Raw genomic sequence first — 17154 nt, 5'->3', positions numbered from 1 at the left:
ATGAGTCGATTCTGGAGCCCCTTCGTCAAGGACCTGGTGCCTTACGTGCCGGGCGAGCAACCCAAGCTGGCCCGCCTGGTCAAGCTCAACACCAACGAGAACCCCTATGGTCCGTCGCCCAAGGCGCTGGAAGCCATGCGCGGCGAGCTGAACGACAACCTGCGTCTGTACCCGGACCCGAACGGTGACCGGCTCAAGCAGGCGGTGGCCGAGTACTACGGCGTCACCCCGGGGCAGGTGTTTGTCGGCAACGGTTCGGACGAGGTGCTGGCGCACATCTTCCACGGCCTGTTCCAGCACGATGCACCGCTGCTGTTCCCGGACATCAGCTACAGCTTCTATCCGGTGTACTGCGGCCTGTACGGGATTGCCTACGAGCAAGTGGCGCTGGACGAGCAGTTCCAGATCCGCGTCGAGGACTACAAAAAGCCGAATGCCGGGATCATCTTCCCCAACCCGAATGCGCCGACCGGCTGCCTGATGCCGCTGCAAGCGGTCGAGCAGCTGCTGCAGGGCAACCCGGATTCGGTGGTGGTGGTGGATGAGGCCTACATCGACTTTGGTGGCGAGACGGCCATCAGCCTGGTAGACCGCTACGACAACCTGCTGGTGACCCAGACCTTGTCCAAGTCCCGTTCGCTGGCTGGCCTGCGCGTTGGCTTGGCAGTGGGCCACCCGGACCTGATCGAAGCGCTGGAGCGGATCAAGAACAGCTTCAACTCCTACCCGCTGGACCGTGCGGCGATCGTCGGTGCAGCCGTGGCGTTCGAAGACCGTGCCTACTTCGAAGAAACCTGCCGCAAGGTGATCGACAGCCGTGAAGTGCTGGTCGAGCAACTGACGGCCAAGGGCTTCGAGGTGCTGCCGTCGGCGGCCAACTTCATCTTCGCCCGTCACCCGCAGCAGGATGCGGCCGAGTTGGCGGCTCGCTTGCGTGAGCAAGGCGTGATCGTGCGGCACTTCAAGCAGGCGCGGATCGCCCAGTTCCTGCGGATTACCATCGGTACGCCGGAAATGAACCAGGCGTTGCTCGATGCGCTGAACTGATCAAGGTAGGCTCAAGCAGCCGCCTGCTTCGATCTGACCCCGCCTGGCATCGGCTGCCAGGCGGGGTTTTTGCTTCAAGGGCTGAACCTGGCTCTCAGTAGGCGATTTCCTCGATGCTGTACGGCATGCCGGCCGGCCTGTTGCGTACGGCCGCCGGGGTGCCATCGAGTAGCAGCACATAGTCGTTGACGTCATCCATACCGTCCGGGTCGGTCCACTGCTCGGCCCCTGCCGGTACTTGTGCAACCACATGCCCGTTCTTGAGGATGGTCAGGTAGCCCTTGGCGGTACTGTGCCAGCGCAGGCGGGCAGTGGCTTCATCGGCCCTTGCTTTGCGAGCGCCGGTGTTACCCAGCAGGGGTGTGCCGTCGAGCAGCCATTGCGGCTCGAGTGTCAGCCCCATGTGGCGCAGGACGGTGGGTGCCACTGAGGTCTGCGCAGGCAGACGGTACAGGTTGTTTGGCCCTGGGTTTTCTTTCGGAATGCTGGGCTGGGTCAGTTCTTTGTTCAGCGGTTTATTGCTGGCGATGAAGATGGTCTTTTCCTGTTCTGTGACGCCGCCATGGCCTTTGCCCCAATAGTCGCGGCCATGGTCCGTGCTGACAATCACCAGCCAGTCTTCACGCAGATGGCGGCGGCTGCGTAGGTCGACCGCGTCCAGCAGTTCCCCCACTTGGTTGTCGGCCTTTCGCAGTGCCAGCTGGTAGCGGTTGTCGAAGCCACCGTTGTGGCCGGCCTCATCAGGTTCGCCCAGCTGGATGAAGGTGAAGTCGGCGGGCGTGGTGTCAAGTATCTGCAGCGCCCGCGCGATGACGTTATCGTCGGATAGGCCACTCTCGCGTACGTCGTTGCCGTGGGCGTCCTCGAGCAGGAACGCGGTGTTGATCGGCGACCAGTTCACCACACTGGACAGGTAGGCGGTGGGCAGCGCCTGGCGCAGGCGTTTGAACAGGCTAGGGAAGGCCGGGGAGGCCCGCAGCGACTCGGCATTCGAGCCAACGCCATGCTTGTTGCTCCAGACCCCGGTGAGCAGGGTGACCCAGCCAGGGCCGCTGAGCGTTGGTTGTTCGCTGGCCTTGCCGGTGATGCCGCCGGTGTAGGCGCTGCCGTAATACAGGCGTTGCTGCAGATTGCTGCCGTCGCCCAATGCTTCGTAACGGTCGAGTTGCACGCCTTCGATACCGATGATCAGGGTTTTCGGTTGGCGCGCAGGCTGCGCCGGGTCGCAAGCTGCCAGTAGCACCAGTGTCATCAGAAGCAGGGCTGATAATCGCATGAAGGGGCATCCGGGAACGGTAGAGCGAGCGTTGCAATAAAGCGTGCTGCTCACAACTGGCAGAAATACCAGGTGGTTTGCTGTTCAGAGGGCTTTCCATTAGGCTGCAGCAATTCATCGGATGATTGGTTGAATGTAATGAGCGTAGAGCTGACCAAGCGTTCCCTGGTCGAACTTGCCGTGGAGCGCATGCGCGAGCGCATCCTCAACGGCGACTGGCAAGTAGGGCAGCGCCTGCCGACTGAGCCGGAGCTGGCCCAGGAACTGGGCATCAGCCGCAATACCGTGCGTGAGGCCATGCGCGTGCTGGCGTTCAGTGGCCTGGTGGAAATACGGCAGGGCGATGGCAGTTACCTGCGCACCGCCCAGGACCCGTTGATGGCGGTGCAGGCGATGTCCCGCTGCACCCCCGAGCAGGCGCGGGAGACTCGCCATATCCTCGAAGCCGAGGCCATCGGCCTAGCAGCGCTGCGCCGTACCGACACCGACCTGCACGGGTTGCGTGAAGCCCTTGCGGGCAGCGCCGGGCATTTTCACGGTGACATCGATGCGTATGTGAGCTGCGACCTGGTGTTTCACCAGCGCTTGGTGGACGCCGCCCACAACCCGGCATTGAGTGAGTTGTACCGGTACTTTTCCGGCGTGGTGGCCGCTGCGCTGCAGCACAACATGACCACCGTTCCGCGCTGCCAGTCCACGTTCGATCTGCACGGGGAAATCCTCGACGCCATCGAGCAACGTGATTCGGAGCGGGCCAAGCGCCTGAGCCGGACCCTCATCGAATCCTGACCACGAGAAGCCCATGGCTGAATCAATGACCCGTAGCAACCCGCCCGGCGAGCGGGAACTCGACGAACTGCTGATCGATGCCGAAGCCGATGACGAGCAGGTGCAGCAACAGCCTGTGCTGCTGCGCCGGCCCTGGCTGTTGCTGCTGGGCCTGGTATTGGTGGCGCTGAACCTGCGGCCGGCCTTGTCGAGCATGGCGCCGGTGCTGGGCCTGGTGTCCGATGGCCTGGGCTTGAGTGCTTCGCAGGCCGGTTTGCTGACCACCTTGCCGGTGCTGTGCCTGGGCCTGTTTGCGCCACTGGCGCCGGTGCTGGCGCGGCGTTTTGGCAGTGAGCGGGTGATCCTCGGCATTCTCCTGACCTTGGCCTTGGGCATTGTGGTGCGCAGTGCCTTTGGGGTGGCCGGGGTGTTCCTGGGCAGCCTCATGGCCGGCGCCAGCATTGGCATTATCGGCGTGCTGTTGCCGGGCATCGTCAAGCGCGACTTCCCACAGCATGCCGGCACCTTGACCGGGGTCTACACCATGGCGCTGTGCCTGGGGGCGGCCATGGCGGCCGGCGCCACGGTGCCCCTGGCCCAGCACTACGAAGGCAACTGGGCGCTGGGGCTGGGCTTCTGGGCCGTGCCGGCACTGTTGGCCATGTTGGTCTGGCTGCCGCAGGCGCGCCAGGGGCACGGCCTGCACAAGGTTGCCTATCGAGTGCGTGGCCTGTGGCGTGACCCACTGGCCTGGCAGGTGACCTTGTACATGGGCCTGCAATCGTCGCTGGCCTATATCGTTTTCGGTTGGTTGCCTTCGATTCTGATGGGTCGTGGTCTGAGCCCAACCGAGGCGGGGCTGGTGCTGTCGGGCTCGGTGATCGTGCAATTGATCAGCTCGCTCAGTGCGCCCTGGCTGGCCACGCGCGGCAAGGACCAGCGCTTGGCCATCGTAATTGTCATGCTGGTGACCCTGGCCGGGCTGTTTGGCTGCCTGTATGCGCCTATTTCCGGGCTGTGGGGGTGGGCGGTGCTGCTGGGCCTGGGGCAGGGCGGGACGTTTGCCCTGGCATTGACGTTGATCGTGCTGCGCTCCAAAGACGCCCATGTGGCGGCGAACTTGTCGAGCATGGCGCAAGGGGTGGGTTACACACTGGCGTCGATGGGGCCGTTTGCGGTGGGGGTGGTGCATGACCTGACCGGTGGCTGGGCGGCACTGGGGTGGATCTTTGCCGTGCTAGGCCTGGGTGCCATTGTTTTCGGGCTTGGGGCTGGGCGGGCGTTGCATGTGCAGGTGACCAGCGAAAAAGTCTGAGACTGATTGTGCCAGTGCCGGCCCATTCGCGGGACAAGCCCGCTCCCACAGGATGGGAGTGCTTTCTGGACTGCGGGCTCCTGTGGGAGCGGGCTTGTCCCGCGAATGGGCCGGCACTGGCGTAAGCGCATCGAGCAGATTATCGTGCACCTTTCGATCCCAGGATGGACCTGCCCCATGAGCGACGCCAACCGCGACCTGATCACCCGCTTCTACCAGGCCTTCCAGCGGCTGGATGCCGAGGCCATGGTGGCCTGTTACAGCGACGATATCGTCTTCAGCGACCCGGTGTTCGGTACCCTGCGCGGCAAGGATGCAGGCGACATGTGGCGGATGCTCACCACCCGCGCCAAGGGCTTCACCCTGACCTTCGACAACGTCCGTGCGGACGAGCGCGGCGGCAGTGCGCACTGGGTCGCGACCTACCTGTTCAGCCAGACCGGCCGTACCGTGGTCAACGCTATCCAGGCACGTTTTGTCATTCGCGATGGCTTGATCTGCCAGCATGACGACAGCTTCGACCTTTGGCGCTGGTCGCGCCAGGCATTGGGGGCGCCCGGGGTGCTGCTGGGCTGGTCGCCGCTGATTCAGAACAAGGTGCGCCAGCAGGCGTTCAAAGGGCTGCGGGCGTTTCAGCACAGCCAAGGCAACTAACGGAAAGAGCAGGCGTCGTGAGTGAAGCAGTGCCGGATCAGGCGGTAAAACCTTGGTATGTCTACCTGGTGCGGGCGGCCAATGGGTCGCTGTATTGCGGGATCAGTGATGACCCGCAGCGGCGCTTTCTGGCGCATCAAAAAGGGCAGGGGGCGCGATACTTCAAGACCAGCCCGGCGCAGGCGCTGGTGTATGTCGAGCAGTGGCCCGACAAAGGCGAAGCGCTGCGCCAGGAGCGGCTGGTGAAGCGGCTGCGTAAATCGGCCAAGGAGGCGCTGGTCGCCTCGTTCAGCAACCCCTAGGGCGCGCTACACGCCCTAGGCGGTATCAGTCCTTGCGCCGCTTCAGCTGATCGATCAGCTGCGTCGGCAGCCCCTTGATGATCAAGGTCCCCGCCACCTCGTCATACTCCACCTTGTCGCCCAGCAGGTGCGCCTCGAAGCTGATCGACAGCCCCTCGGCACGCCCAGTGAAGCGGCGGAACTGGTTGAGGGTGCGTTTGTCGGCAGGGATCTCCGGCGACAGGCCGTAGTCTTTGTTGCGGATGTGGTCGTAGAACGCCTTCGGGCGGTCTTCATCGATCAGGCTGGACAGTTCTTCAAGGGTCACCGGCTCGCCCAGCTTGGTTTGGGTGGTGGCGTAGTCGACCAGGGTCTGGGTCTTCTCGCGGGCCGACGCCTCCGGCAAGTCTTCGCTCTCGACGAAGTCGCTGAAGGCCTTGAGCAGGGTACGGGTTTCACCTGGGCCGTCGACGCCCTCCTGGCAGCCGATGAAATCACGAAAGTAGTCGGAGACCTTCTTGCCGTTCTTGCCTTTGATGAACGAGATGTACTGCTTGGAATTCTGGTTGTTCTTCCACTCGGACAGGTTGATGCGCGCCGCCAAGTGCAGTTGGCCGAGGTCCAGGTGGCGCGATGGCGTCACATCGAGGTCCGCATTCACCGCCACGCCTTCGCTGTGGTGCAACAAGGCGATTGCCAGGTAATCGGTCATGCCTTGCTGGTAGTGGGCGAACAGGATGTGCCCGCCGGTGGACAGGTTGGACTCTTCCATCAGCTTTTGCAGGTGTTCGACGGCGATGCGGCTGAACGCCGCGAAGTCCTTTTCTGCTTCCAGGTACTGCTTCAACCAGCCACTGAGCGGGTAGGCACCCGATTCGCCGTGGAAGAAGCCCCACGCCTTGCCTTGCTTAGCGTTGTAGCTGTCGTTGAGGTCGGCCAGCAGGTTTTCGATGGCATCGGAGGCGCCCAGTTCGGTATCGCGTGCGTGCAGCACGGCGGGGCTGCCATCGGGCTTCTTGTCGATCAGGTGAACGATACAATGACGGATTGGCATGAAGTCCTCGGCGAGTCTGGGGGCGGTGCACGGCCGCGCTGCAAAAGTCGTCCAGTTTACCCCAGAGACAAGGTGATGCAGTGGCCGGATGTTGGCAGAAATGCCGGTTGTTCGTTTTTTGTTCAGTTTTGTGCGTTTTAAGCTAAAACCCCCGAAAAACCTGCATTAAATCGAAGTGCGCAGCGGATATTTATCCATTCCTGTGGTAGCTTTGCGCGGTCTTGCGCCCCTCGCGTGGCGCATTGCTGGCAGCACGCTAGCGTCGTGTCGAACCAAACGCCGATTTACGTATCTACATACGCGATTGGCGCGGCCCTCCAGAATTCAGGGGCTGGCCCGATAACGTCGTAGCTCGCTGCTTAACTACTGAATTTGATAGGGAAGGAACATCACCATGGCATTGACCAAAGACCAACTGATTGCCGACATCGCCGAATCGATCGCCGCGCCAAAAGCCACCGCCAAAAACGCACTGGAGCAACTGGGCCAGATCGTTGCTGACCAACTGGAAAACGGCGCTGAAATCACCCTGCCAGGCATCGGCAAGCTGAAAGTCTCGGAGCGTCCTGCCCGTACCGGCCGCAACCCTTCGACTGGCGCTGCCATCGAAATCGCTGCCAAGAAAGTCGTCAAGTTCGTGCCAGCCAAAGTGCTGACCGACGCCATCAACAAGTAATTGTTGACGCTGTGACGAAACCGCGCCCGGGCTTGCCCGGGCGCGGTTTTTTTCAGCCTTGTGTTTTACGCCGTGCGTGCCAGGCCAGGCGCGCGTTGTCGTCCTGGAAGCTCCAGGCGACCATGCGGCTCTGCTTCTGCCCTTGGCCCATCTCGATGATGCGCACGGCCTTGGCGCCTGCTTTTTTCAGCGCAGCCTCGATGCCTGGCAGGTTGCTGGCCTTGGACACCAGGCTGGTGAACCACAGCACGCTTTCGGCGTACTGCGCGCTTTCCCCGACCAGTTGCGTCACGAAGCGGATCTCGCCGCCCTCACACCACAGTTCGTTGTTCTGGCCGCCGAAATTGAGCACGGGCAGTTTGCGCTTGGGGTCCTGCTTGCCCAGGTTTTTCCACTTGCGCTGGCTGCCGCGGGTGGCTTCATCGCGTGAGGCATGGAAGGGCGGGTTGCACAGGGTCAGGTCGAAGCGCTCGTCCGCCTGCAACAGGCCGCTGAGAATGTGCGTGCGGTTGGCCTGCTGGCGCAGAGTGATGGCCTTGCTCAGGCCATTGGCCTGGACGATGGCCTTGGCCGACGCCAGTGCCACTGGGTCGATATCCGAGCCCAGGAAGCGCCAGCGGTAGTCGCTGTGGCCGATCAGCGGGTAGATGCAGTTGGCACCCACGCCGATGTCCAGCGCGCGCACCTGGGCGCCCTTGGGGATCTCCCCCGCATTGTCTTCGCCCAGCAGGTCGGCGAGCACATGGATGTAGTCGGCGCGACCGGGGATGGGCGGGCACAGGTAGTCGGCGGGGATGTCCCAGTGCTGGATACCGTACTGGGCCTTGAGCAAGGCGCGGTTGAACACCCGTACCGCCTCGGGGTTGGCGAAGTCGATGCTGGGTTTGCCGTGCGGGTTGGTGATGGTGAAGCGGGCCAGGTCAGGGTGGGCCTTGATCAGGCTGGGGAAGTCGTAGCGACCCTGGTGGCGGTTGCGCGGGTGCAGGGTGGGTTTCTGGGTCATGGTCAGGTCCGGTGCTGCAGGCCTTGGGGCTGCTGTGCAGCCCTTTCGCGACACAAGGCCGCTCCTACAGGATAGCGGCGCCTTTCAAACCGGCGCCGTCCCTGTAGGAGCGGCCTTGTGTCGCGAAAGGGCCGCACAGCGGCCCCATCGGTCTATCAGATTGTTACAGCGCTGCAATCCGCGCATGCTGCTCGGTGAAGTTGGCCAGGGCCTGTTCGGACTCGGCCAGCTTGGCGCGCTCCTTCTCGATCACCGCAGGCGGTGCCTTGTCGACGAAGGCAGCGTTGGACAGCTTGCCGCCCACGCGCTGGACTTCACCTTGCAGACGCTGGATCTCCTTGTTCAAGCGAGCCAGTTCGGCGTCCTTGTCGATCAGGCCGGCCATCGGCACCAGTACCTGCAGATCGCCCACCAGTGCGGTGGCCGACAGTGGCGCTTCGTCAGCATCGCCAAGCACGGTGAACGACTCGACCTTGGCCAGTTTCTTCAGCAGGGCTTCGTTTTCCTGCAGGCGGCGTTGGTCGTCGGCATTGGCGTTTTTCAGGAACAGTGGCAATGGCTTGCCCGGGCCGATGTTCATTTCGGCGCGGATGTTGCGCAGGCCGACCATCAGCTCCTTGAGCCACTCGATGTCACCTTCGGCAGCGGCATCGATGCGGCTTTCATTGGCCACCGGCCACGGCTGCAGCATGATGGTCTTGCCCTGAATACCAGCCAGCGGCGCGATGCGCTGCCAGATTTCTTCAGTGATGAACGGCATGAACGGGTGCGCCAGGCGCAGGGCCACTTCCAGCACGCGCACCAGGGTGCGACGGGTGCCACGGGCGCGCTCGACCGGGGCGTTCTCGTCCCACAGCACAGGCTTGGAGAGTTCCAGGTACCAGTCGCAATACTGGTTCCAGATGAACTCGTACAGGGCCTGGCTGGCCAGGTCGAAGCGGAACTGCTCCAGCTGGCGGGTCACTTCGGCTTCGGTACGCTGCAGTTGCGAGATGATCCAGCGGTCGGCCAGCGACAGCTCGTAGGCTTCGCCGTTCTGGCCGCAGTCCTCGCCCTTGTCCAGCACGTAGCGGGCGGCGTTCCAGATCTTGTTGCAGAAGTTGCGGTAGCCTTCGACGCGGCCCATGTCGAACTTGATGTCGCGGCCGGTCGAGGCCAGCGAGCAGAACGTGAAGCGCAGGGCGTCGGTGCCGTAGCTGGCGATGCCGTCCGGGAACTCGGCCTTGGTCTGCTTGGCGATCTTCTCGGCAAGCTTGGGCTGCATCATGCCGCTGGTGCGTTTTTCCAGCAGGGCGTCGAGGGTGATGCCGTCGACGATGTCCAGCGGGTCCAGGACGTTGCCCTTGGACTTGGACATCTTCTGGCCTTGGCCATCGCGCACCAGGCCGTGCACGTACACGGTCTTGAACGGAACCTGAGGGGTGCCGTCCTCGTTCTTGATCAGGTGCATGGTCAGCATGATCATGCGCGCAACCCAGAAGAAGATGATGTCGAAGCCGGTGACCAGCACATCGGTGGAGTGGAACTTCTTGAGGAACTCGGTCTGTTCTGGCCAGCCCAGCGTCGAGAAGGTCCACAGGCCCGAGCTGAACCAGGTGTCGAGTACGTCGTCGTCCTGGCGCAGGGCAACATCGGCGCCCAGGTTGTGCTTGGCGCGGACTTCAGCCTCGTCACGGCCGACATAGACCTGGCCGGCCTCGTCGTACCATGCCGGGATGCGGTGGCCCCACCACAGCTGGCGGCTGATGCACCAGTCCTGGATGTCGCGCATCCAGGAGAAATACATGTTCTCGTACTGCTTGGGCACGAACTGGATGCGGCCATCTTCCACGGCGGCGATGGCAGGCTCTGCCAGCGGCTTGGTGGAGACGTACCACTGGTCGGTCAGCCACGGTTCGATGACGGTGCCCGAGCGGTCGCCTTTCGGCACTTTCAAAGCGTGGTCGTCGATGCTGACCAGCAGGCCCTGGGCGTCCAGGTCGGCGACGATCTGCTTACGCGCGACAAAGCGGTCGAGGGTGGCGTACTGGGCGGGCAGGGTGGTGTCGACCTGCTCGTTGACGCTGCCGTCGAGGTTGAAGGCCTGGGCATTGGCCAGGACCATCGCGTTCTTGTCGAAGATGTTCAACAGCGGCAGGTTGTGGCGCTTGCCGACTTCGTAGTCGTTGAAGTCGTGTGCCGGGGTGATCTTCACGCAGCCGGTGCCGAATTCCGGGTCGCAGTAGTCGTCGGCGATGATCGGGATGCGGCGGCCGACCAGTGGCAGCTCGACGAACTTGCCGATCAGGGCCTGGTAGCGCTCGTCGTTCGGGTTGACCGCGACGGCAGCGTCACCCAGCAGGGTTTCCGGACGCGTGGTGGCAACCACCAGGTAGTCCTTGCCTTCGGCGGTCTTGGCGCCGTCGGCCAGCGGGTAGCGCAGGTTCCACAGGTGGCCCTTCTCGTCGTGGTTTTCCACTTCGAGGTCGGAGATGGCCGTGTGCAGCTTGGTGTCCCAGTTGACCAGGCGCTTGCCGCGGTAGATCAGGCCGTCTTCGTGCAGGCGCACGAAGGCTTCTTTGACGGCTTCAGACAGGCCGTCGTCCATGGTGAAGCGCTCACGGCTCCAGTCGACCGACGAGCCCAGGCGGCGGATCTGACGGCTGATGTTGCCGCCGGACTGGTCCTTCCACTCCCAGACTTTTTCCAGGAACTGTTCGCGACCCAGGTCATGACGGTTCTGGCCTTTGGCCTCGAGCTGGCGCTCGACCAGCATCTGCGTGGCGATACCGGCGTGGTCGGTGCCCGGCTGCCACAGGGTGTCGCGACCCTGCATGCGGCGGAAACGGATCAGGGCGTCCATGATCGCGTTGTTGAACCCATGGCCCATGTGCAGGCTGCCAGTGACGTTCGGCGGCGGGATCATGATGGTGTAGGACTCACCTGCACCTTGTGGAGCGAAATAGTTCTCGGACTCCCAGGTGTTGTACCAGGAAGTTTCGATAGCGTGCGGCTGGTAGGTCTTATCCATGCGCGGCGGGACCCTGTGCATTTATTCGGGAAAGCCGAAAAGTATAACGAAGGCACAGGGTTTAGGCGACAGGCCGGGGGCTGCTTTGCAGCCCTTTCGCGACACAAGGCCGCGCCCACAGGCACCGCGATCCCTGTAGGAGCGGCCTTGTGCCGCGAATGGGCCGCAAAGCGGCCCCGGAATATCACTCAGAACGCTTGATCAAGCGCTCGATACGCGCATCCAGCCGGCGCTTGATTTCGTTCTCGATATGCGGGGTAAAGTCATTGATCACGTCTTGCATGATCGCCTGCGCCGCGGCGCGCAGCTCGCTTTCCAGGTGCAGCAAGGTGTCCTGGCGGCGGGTTTGCGAGTCTTCCTCGGGGGCTGCGGCGATCGGCTCGACGGCCGATACGGGGTTGCCGGCGGGTTCGTCCAGTAACAGTGGAATCTGCTCCACCGTCTCGGTCAGCAGCGGCGGTTGCAGGTCGGCGTCGCCAAGTAACTGGCGGATCGACTCGAGGTCATCGAGCAGATGGGCGGAGTCGGGCAAAGGGGAGGGCTTGTCCATCGTCGTCAAAGTCGCTGTAAGCGGTGGTCTTGCAGAGCATAGCCCTGTTCGCGGTAGAAACGGAACCGCTCACGGGCCGATTGGCGGATGCCTGGCTCCTCGACGACGATCTCGGCCACCCGTTCGAACTGGCCGACGAACGCAGGCACGCCAGCGCCCAGGTTGATCAGCAGGTCGCTGTGTTGCCCGGCATGCTCGGCAATCCCTAAGGCCACCGTGGCATCCGCGTGCAATTCCGCGAGGTCGTGGGGCACGAAGGCTTCGCCCTTGAAGTGCCAGAGGCGTTGGTCCAGTTCGCTGCGCTGTTCGGCATCCTGGCAATGCAGGTAGACCCGGTGGCCGAGGCGCCAGGCTTTTTCGCACAGTTTGCAGGCGAAATCGAGCCGCGCCGACAAGGCGTCGGTGGGCAGGATGTAAAAATCGACTTTGCTCATGGTGGTCTCTGCCGGCCGGTGGCGCGCAAGGCGCCACCGGCCTCACGGCATCAGGCGCCAGCGCGGTCCAGCAGGTACTGGGTCAGCAGCGGGACCGGGCGGCCAGTGGCGCCCTTGTCCTTGCCACCGCTGATCCAGGCCGTGCCGGCGATGTCCATGTGCGCCCAGTTGTAGGCCTTGGCGAAGCGCGACAGGAAGCAGCCTGCGGTGATGGTGCCGGCCTTCGGCCCACCGATGTTGCCCATGTCGGCGAACGGGCTGTCCAGTTGTTCCTGGTACTCGTCGAACAGCGGCAGCTGCCAGGCACGGTCGTCGGCGCGCTTGCCGGCATCCAGCAGTTGGCCGACCAGGTCGTCGTTGTTGCCCATCAGGCCCGAGGTGTGGCTACCCAGGGCAACGATGCAGGCGCCGGTCAGGGTGGCGATGTCGATCACCGCCTGGGGCTTGAAGCGTTCGGCGTAGGTCAGGGCGTCGCACAGCACCAGGCGGCCTTCGGCGTCGGTGTTGAGAATTTCGACGGTCTGGCCGCTCATGGTGGTGACGATGTCGCCCGGGCGGGTAGCGCCGCCGCTCGGCATGTTTTCAGCGCAGGCCAGCAGGCACACCAGGTTGATCGGCAGCTGCAGTTCGAGCACCGCACGCAGGGTGCCGAACACGCTGGCGGCGCCACACATGTCGTACTTCATCTCGTCCATGCCGGCGCCTGGCTTGAGGCTAATGCCACCGGTGTCGAAGGTGATGCCCTTGCCCACCAGCACGAACGGCTTGTCTGCTTTCTTGCCGCCTTGGTAATTGAGGACGATCAGGCGTGGCGGCTGGTCGCTGCCCTGGCCCACGGCGTAGAACGCGCCCATGCCCAGGTCCTTGATCTTCTTCTCGTCGAGCACTTCGACCTTGAGCCCTTTGTGCGCCTTGCCCAGCTCCTTGGCCTGTTCGGCGAGGAAGCTTGGGTGGCACAGGTTGGGCGGCAGGTTGCCCAGGTCGCGGGTGAAGGCCATGCCGGTGGCAATCGCCGTGGCGTGCTTGACGGCACGCTCGACCTCGGCCAGGCCGGCCTTGTCGGCCAGCAGGGTGACCTTTTTCAGGGCGCGCGGCTCGGCTTTCTGGCTTTTGAAACGGTCGAACACGTATTCGCCGTCTTGCAGGGTCTCGGCCAGCAGGCGGTACTTGCCGTAGTGGGCGTCGCGGTTGCTGACGGCGATATCATCCAGGGCGAGCACGGCGTCAGTGCCGTTGAGGCCTTTCAAGACGCCGGCGACGCTGGCCACCAGTTTGCGCCAGGCGCGGTCGCCCAGAGCTTCGTCCTTGCCGCTGCCAACCAGCAGCACGCGTTCGGCCTTCAGGCCTGGCAGGCTGTGCAGCAGCAGGGTCTGCCCCGGTTTACCGGCCAGGTCGCCACGTTTGAGCACGGCGCTGATGGCACCTTCGCAGGCTTGGTCGACGGCCTTGGCAACAGCGCCGAGCTTGCGGCCTTCACCTACCGGTACAACCAGCGTGGCGGTTTTTACGGATGCAGCAGCTACGCTTTTTACAACCAGTTCCATGTCAGGGTCCCCGAATGATTGATACAGTTGGCGCTTTGCATTCAAGCGCTCTGGGCGGGCCAGGCCGCGTGGTCGCGTACCCGTGGAAAAGCTGCCAGTTTGAGCCTGCGGCCAGCGTGCTGACAACCCTGTTTTGCGGCTTCATGCGCGGCCAAGTGACAGGGGCGGTCAATCACAGGATAATGCGCGCACTTTACATGGAGGTTCGCCTGTGGCGAACCGACATTGGTCTTGGCTGTACTAAGTCATTGTTTGGCGCCAATGTTTGGCAGTCCGCCCTGACAACCCAGGAGTGTCTGGTTTGATCGTCTTTCGTTATCTGTCCCGCGAGGTCCTGGTGACCTTGAGCGCCGTCAGCGCCGTGCTGCTGGTGATCATCATGAGTGGGCGTTTCATCAAGTACCTGGCCCAGGCGGCGCAGGGCGTGCTCGACCCGAGCGTGCTGTTCCTGATCATGGGCTTCCGTCTGCCGGGTTTCTTGCAACTGATCCTGCCTTTGGGGCTGTTCCTCGGCATTTTGCTGGCCTACGGCCGTTTGTACCTGGAAAGCGAGATGACCGTGCTGTCGGCCACGGGCATGAGCCAGCAGCGCCTGCTGGGCCTGACCATGGCGCCCGCCGCCCTGGTGGCCTTGCTGGTTGCCTGGCTAAGCCTGAGCCTGGCGCCCCTGGGCGTGGCCCAGGTGCAGCAGATCATCAGCCAGCAGGACGCCCTGACCGAGTTCGACACCCTGGTGCCTGGGCGTTTCCAGACCCTGCGTGATGGCTCGCGGGTGACCTACACCGAGCAGCTGTCGGACGACCGCATCAACCTTGGTGGCGTGTTCATCTCCGAAAAACGCTTCAACCAGGACAAGACCAAGGACCGCGCCCCGTCGGTACTGGTCGCCGAAAAAGGCCACCAGGAAGTGCAGGCCGATGGCAACCGCTACCTGGTGCTGGAAAACGGCTACCGCTACGACGGCAACCCTGGCCAGGCCGATTACCGCGCCATCAAGTACGACACCTATGGCGTACTGCTGCCCAAGCCTGAAGTCAGCGAGGAAGTGACCGAGCGCGAAGCTATTCCGACTTCGCAATTGTTCGGCCAGGAGGGCTTGCGCGAACGCGCCGAGCTGCAATGGCGGTTGTCGTTGCCGATCCTGGTCTTCGTCGTGACCCTGTTGGCAGTGCCGCTGTCGCGGGTCAACCCACGCCAGGGCCGCTTCCTCAAGTTGCTGCCGGCGATTCTTCTGTACATGGCCTACCTGACAATGCTGATTTCCGTACGCGGCGCCCTCGAGAAGGGCAAATTGCCGATCGCCCTGGGCATGTGGTGGGTGCACGGCCTGTTCCTGCTGATCGGGCTTGGGCTGATGTACTGGGAACCGCTGAGCCTCAAACGCGCTGCCCGTCGTGCGGAGGTGGCCCGTGGTTAAACTGGATCGCTACATCGGCATGAGCGTGCTCATGGCCATTTTGGCCGTGCTGGGGATCATCCTCGGCCTGGCTTCGCTGTTCGCGTTCATCGATGAGATGAGCGACCTGAGCGACACCTACACGGTGATGGATGCCGGCTGGTTCACGCTGCTGACCGCACCGCGCCGTTTGTATGACATGTTGCCGATGGCGGCATTGATTGGCTGCCTGATCGGCCTGGGCAGCCTGGCCAGCAGCAGCGAACTGACCATCATGCGCGCTGCCGGTGTTTCCATCGGCCGCATCGTCTGGGCGGTCATGAAGCCGATGCTGGTGCTGATGCTGGTGGGCGTGTTGATTGGCGAGTACGTGGCGCCGGTCACCGAAAACAAGGCCCAGGCCGACCGTTCCCTGGCCCAGGGTGGCGGTGAGGCGCAGAGCTCCAAGCGGGGTATGTGGCACCGTCAGGGCGAAGAGTTCGTGCACATCAACGCCGTGCAGCCCAATGGTTTGTTGCTGGGCGTGACCCGCTACCGTTTCGACAGTGAGCGCAAGATTGTCACCTCCAGCTTCGCCCGCCGGGCGCAGTACAACGACGACCACTGGCAGCTCAGCGATGTCAGCACCACGTATTTCCGTGGTGATCACACCGAAGTGGTGAAGACGCCGGAAGAGCGCTGGGACGTTTCGGTCACGCCGCAACTGCTAAATACCGTGATCCTGGCGCCGGAATCGCTGTCCATCAGCGGCTTGTGGGATTACATCCACTACCTGTCCGACCAAGGCTTGAACAATGCCCGCTACTGGCTGGCGTTCTGGACCAAGGTGCTGCAACCGGCCGTGACCGCGGCACTGGTGCTGATGGCGATATCCTTCATCTTTGGCCCCCTGCGCTCGGTGACCCTCGGCCAGCGGGTGTTCACCGGTGTGCTGGTGGGCTTCGTGTTCCGCATCGCCCAGGACCTGCTAGGCCCTTCCAGCCAGGTGTTCGGCTTCCCGCCGTTGCTGGCGGTCGTGATACCGGCCGGGATCTGCGCGCTGGCAGGGTTGTGGTTACTCCGCCGAGCGGGTTGAGGGTTTGATCGATGTGCAAAAGCCGACCTAAGGGTCGGCTTTTTTGAGGGTTCAATTCTGGCTTTAGGCGTGTGCTTGACCTTGGCCTGTAGGAGCAGCCTTGTGCTGCGAAGAGGCCGGTGACAGCACAATCAAGCTTGGCTGCTGTCACGGGCCTCTTCGCAGCACAAGGCTGCTCCTACAGGTACTGTGGCGGCATTGAAGAGTGTGCGTAACTGAGCGTCATTTCTTCTGCTTCGGCACCCGCACCAGCTGTGTCTCCGAATAGATGTCATGCCACCCGCGTTTGCGCTTGTCGATCAACGCCCAGAAAAACCCCAGCCCCAGGCACAGCCACGACGCGATCGAGACCACGAAGCGCAACAGTGCCTGCCACAGGCTGATGGCACTGCCATCGGCATTCTGCACCCGCACGCCCCACACCTGCATGCCCAGGGTCTGCCCGCCGTGGGTCCAGAACTTGGCAAAGAAACCAAACAGTGCGAACACCAGGATCGTCGACAACAACGGGTCGCCATCCAGCGCCCCGGCATCGGTCAGCTCACGCATGCGGGCCTCGCCGATGATTGCCATCTGGATCATCTTGTAAGCGCCCGCCGTCACGATCAGCAGGGCAGTGCACAGCAAAAAGTCATAGAACATCGCCGCCAGCCGGCGGCCTAGCCCAGCGGGCGGGAAGTCACCCTGGGGCAAGAGGGGAGGCTTGGACATTACGCTGCAGCTCCAGATGGCAAAGGCCCATTTTAGGGAACTGCGGGCAAAAAAAAGCCCCTGCGCGTCAACGCAGGGGCTCTTTTTTAGGGATTATCAGGCTTCTGGCTGGACTTCGTCAGCCTGCATGCCTTTTTGGCCTTGAACGGCTACGAAGGTAACCTTCTGGCCTTCTTTCAGGCTTTTGAAGCCGTTGCCTTGAATGGCACGGAAGTGTACGAACAGATCCGGACCGCTCTCTGGAGTGATGAAACCGTAACCTTTCTCGTCATTGAACCACTTGACGGTACCGTTCTGACGCGCTGCCATTTTCTTATTTCCTATAAATCTATTAATTGATAACAGTTACTTTCACATCGT

The 17154-nt window shown here is 62.8% G+C and carries 17 protein-coding genes; 8 read left to right on the top strand and 9 right to left on the bottom strand.

Features of this window, described 5'->3' with window-relative positions; genetic code table 11:
* Positions 1–1047 (top strand): histidinol-phosphate transaminase, encoded by a 1047-nt coding sequence (hisC, locus tag QOS90_RS12070; RefSeq protein ID WP_027595619.1) that lies wholly within the window; start codon positions 1–3, stop codon positions 1045–1047.
* A 94-nt stretch (positions 1048–1141) separates the two neighbouring features.
* Here the strand turns inward: hisC and QOS90_RS12065 are convergent, their stop codons facing one another.
* Positions 1142–2323 (bottom strand): alkaline phosphatase family protein, encoded by a 1182-nt coding sequence (locus QOS90_RS12065; RefSeq protein WP_085272659.1) that lies wholly within the window; start codon positions 2321–2323, stop codon positions 1142–1144.
* A gap of 138 nt (positions 2324–2461) precedes the next feature.
* Here QOS90_RS12065 and QOS90_RS12060 point away from each other — a divergent pair, with 138 nt between their 5' ends.
* The 4 genes from QOS90_RS12060 (at position 2462) to QOS90_RS12045 (ending at position 5362) form a co-directional block, all read left to right on the top strand.
* Complete coding sequence (locus QOS90_RS12060; protein WP_085272660.1) at positions 2462–3112, top strand: FadR/GntR family transcriptional regulator; 651 nt, start codon at positions 2462–2464, stop codon at positions 3110–3112.
* Between the two features lie 13 nt (positions 3113–3125).
* The gene (locus QOS90_RS12055; RefSeq protein ID WP_085272661.1) at positions 3126–4406 is read left to right on the top strand and encodes a CynX/NimT family MFS transporter; all 1281 of its coding nucleotides are present in this window, start codon (positions 3126–3128) and stop codon (positions 4404–4406) included.
* Between the two features lie 177 nt (positions 4407–4583).
* Positions 4584–5060, top strand: coding sequence for a nuclear transport factor 2 family protein (locus QOS90_RS12050; protein ID WP_085272662.1), 477 nt, complete (start codon positions 4584–4586; stop codon positions 5058–5060).
* 17 nt (positions 5061–5077) lie between these two features.
* The gene (locus tag QOS90_RS12045; protein ID WP_085272663.1) at positions 5078–5362 is read left to right on the top strand and encodes a GIY-YIG nuclease family protein; all 285 of its coding nucleotides are present in this window, start codon (positions 5078–5080) and stop codon (positions 5360–5362) included.
* A 25-nt stretch (positions 5363–5387) separates the two neighbouring features.
* On the opposite strand, the gene yejK is transcribed toward QOS90_RS12045, so the two are convergent.
* Positions 5388–6395 (bottom strand): nucleoid-associated protein YejK, encoded by a 1008-nt coding sequence (yejK, locus tag QOS90_RS12040; protein WP_027595625.1) that lies wholly within the window; start codon positions 6393–6395, stop codon positions 5388–5390.
* Positions 6396–6789: 394 nt separating this feature from the next.
* Here yejK and QOS90_RS12035 point away from each other — a divergent pair, with 394 nt between their 5' ends.
* Positions 6790–7071 (top strand): HU family DNA-binding protein, encoded by a 282-nt coding sequence (locus tag QOS90_RS12035; RefSeq protein ID WP_003255106.1) that lies wholly within the window; start codon positions 6790–6792, stop codon positions 7069–7071.
* Positions 7072–7123: 52 nt separating this feature from the next.
* Here QOS90_RS12035 and rlmF read toward each other — a convergent pair whose 3' ends face one another.
* From rlmF to QOS90_RS12010, 5 genes are all read right to left on the bottom strand, one after another.
* Entirely contained in the window at positions 7124–8074 is a 951-nt protein-coding gene (rlmF, locus tag QOS90_RS12030) for a 23S rRNA (adenine(1618)-N(6))-methyltransferase RlmF (RefSeq protein WP_085272664.1), read from the bottom strand.
* Positions 8075–8237: 163 nt separating this feature from the next.
* Positions 8238–11084: a valine--tRNA ligase gene (locus tag QOS90_RS12025; RefSeq protein WP_027595627.1), complete on the bottom strand. Its 2847-nt coding sequence runs from the start codon at positions 11082–11084 to the stop codon at positions 8238–8240.
* A gap of 184 nt (positions 11085–11268) precedes the next feature.
* Positions 11269–11634, bottom strand: a complete 366-nt coding sequence (locus QOS90_RS12020) for a hypothetical protein (RefSeq protein ID WP_027595628.1) — start codon at positions 11632–11634, stop codon at positions 11269–11271.
* A 5-nt stretch (positions 11635–11639) separates the two neighbouring features.
* Positions 11640–12068 carry a DNA polymerase III subunit chi gene (locus tag QOS90_RS12015; protein ID WP_027595629.1) on the bottom strand — a complete coding sequence of 143 codons (429 nt, stop codon included), beginning with the start codon at positions 12066–12068 and terminating at the stop codon, positions 11640–11642.
* A 50-nt stretch (positions 12069–12118) separates the two neighbouring features.
* Positions 12119–13612, bottom strand: a complete 1494-nt coding sequence (locus tag QOS90_RS12010; protein WP_085272665.1) for a leucyl aminopeptidase — start codon at positions 13610–13612, stop codon at positions 12119–12121.
* 301 nt (positions 13613–13913) lie between these two features.
* Between QOS90_RS12010 and lptF the strand changes: the two genes are divergently transcribed.
* On the top strand, positions 13914–15029 hold the full coding sequence (gene lptF / locus QOS90_RS12005) for an LPS export ABC transporter permease LptF (protein ID WP_027595632.1): 1116 nt from the start codon (positions 13914–13916) through the stop codon (positions 15027–15029).
* Positions 15022–16083 (top strand): LPS export ABC transporter permease LptG, encoded by a 1062-nt coding sequence (lptG, locus tag QOS90_RS12000; protein ID WP_085272666.1) that lies wholly within the window; start codon positions 15022–15024, stop codon positions 16081–16083. Before lptF ends, lptG begins: the two co-directional genes overlap by 8 nt.
* A gap of 222 nt (positions 16084–16305) precedes the next feature.
* On the opposite strand, the gene QOS90_RS11995 is transcribed toward lptG, so the two are convergent.
* Positions 16306–16794 (bottom strand): RDD family protein, encoded by a 489-nt coding sequence (locus tag QOS90_RS11995; RefSeq protein WP_027595634.1) that lies wholly within the window; start codon positions 16792–16794, stop codon positions 16306–16308.
* Positions 16795–16890: 96 nt separating this feature from the next.
* Complete coding sequence (locus tag QOS90_RS11990) at positions 16891–17103, bottom strand: cold-shock protein (RefSeq protein WP_027595635.1); 213 nt, start codon at positions 17101–17103, stop codon at positions 16891–16893.
* Between the last annotated feature and the right edge of the window lie 51 nt (positions 17104–17154).

Source organism: Pseudomonas sp. LAIL14HWK12:I10 (assembly GCF_900184205.1).
Taxonomy (GTDB): domain Bacteria; phylum Pseudomonadota; class Gammaproteobacteria; order Pseudomonadales; family Pseudomonadaceae; genus Aquipseudomonas; species Aquipseudomonas kermanshahensis.
Note: the sequence above shows the minus strand (reverse complement) of the source record. Positions and strands in the feature narration are given on the sequence as shown.

Excerpts from the sequence above, each read along its gene's own strand:
- hisC (WP_027595619.1), top strand. The coding sequence starts at position 1 with ATGAGTCGATTCTGGAGCCCCTTCGTCAAGGACCTGGTGCCTTACGTG.
- QOS90_RS12065 (WP_085272659.1), bottom strand. The coding sequence starts at position 2,323 with ATGCGATTATCAGCCCTGCTTCTGATGACACTGGTGCTACTGGCAGCT.
- QOS90_RS12060 (WP_085272660.1), top strand. The coding sequence starts at position 2,462 with ATGAGCGTAGAGCTGACCAAGCGTTCCCTGGTCGAACTTGCCGTGGAG.
- QOS90_RS12055 (WP_085272661.1), top strand. The coding sequence starts at position 3,126 with ATGGCTGAATCAATGACCCGTAGCAACCCGCCCGGCGAGCGGGAACTC.
- QOS90_RS12050 (WP_085272662.1), top strand. The coding sequence starts at position 4,584 with ATGAGCGACGCCAACCGCGACCTGATCACCCGCTTCTACCAGGCCTTC.
- yejK (WP_027595625.1), bottom strand. The coding sequence starts at position 6,395 with ATGCCAATCCGTCATTGTATCGTTCACCTGATCGACAAGAAGCCCGAT.
- QOS90_RS12035 (WP_003255106.1), top strand. The coding sequence starts at position 6,790 with ATGGCATTGACCAAAGACCAACTGATTGCCGACATCGCCGAATCGATC.
- rlmF (WP_085272664.1), bottom strand. The coding sequence starts at position 8,074 with ATGACCCAGAAACCCACCCTGCACCCGCGCAACCGCCACCAGGGTCGC.
- QOS90_RS12025 (WP_027595627.1), bottom strand. The coding sequence starts at position 11,084 with ATGGATAAGACCTACCAGCCGCACGCTATCGAAACTTCCTGGTACAAC.
- QOS90_RS12020 (WP_027595628.1), bottom strand. The coding sequence starts at position 11,634 with ATGGACAAGCCCTCCCCTTTGCCCGACTCCGCCCATCTGCTCGATGAC.
- QOS90_RS12015 (WP_027595629.1), bottom strand. The coding sequence starts at position 12,068 with ATGAGCAAAGTCGATTTTTACATCCTGCCCACCGACGCCTTGTCGGCG.
- QOS90_RS12010 (WP_085272665.1), bottom strand. The coding sequence starts at position 13,612 with ATGGAACTGGTTGTAAAAAGCGTAGCTGCTGCATCCGTAAAAACCGCC.
- QOS90_RS11995 (WP_027595634.1), bottom strand. The coding sequence starts at position 16,794 with ATGTCCAAGCCTCCCCTCTTGCCCCAGGGTGACTTCCCGCCCGCTGGG.
- QOS90_RS11990 (WP_027595635.1), bottom strand. The coding sequence starts at position 17,103 with ATGGCAGCGCGTCAGAACGGTACCGTCAAGTGGTTCAATGACGAGAAA.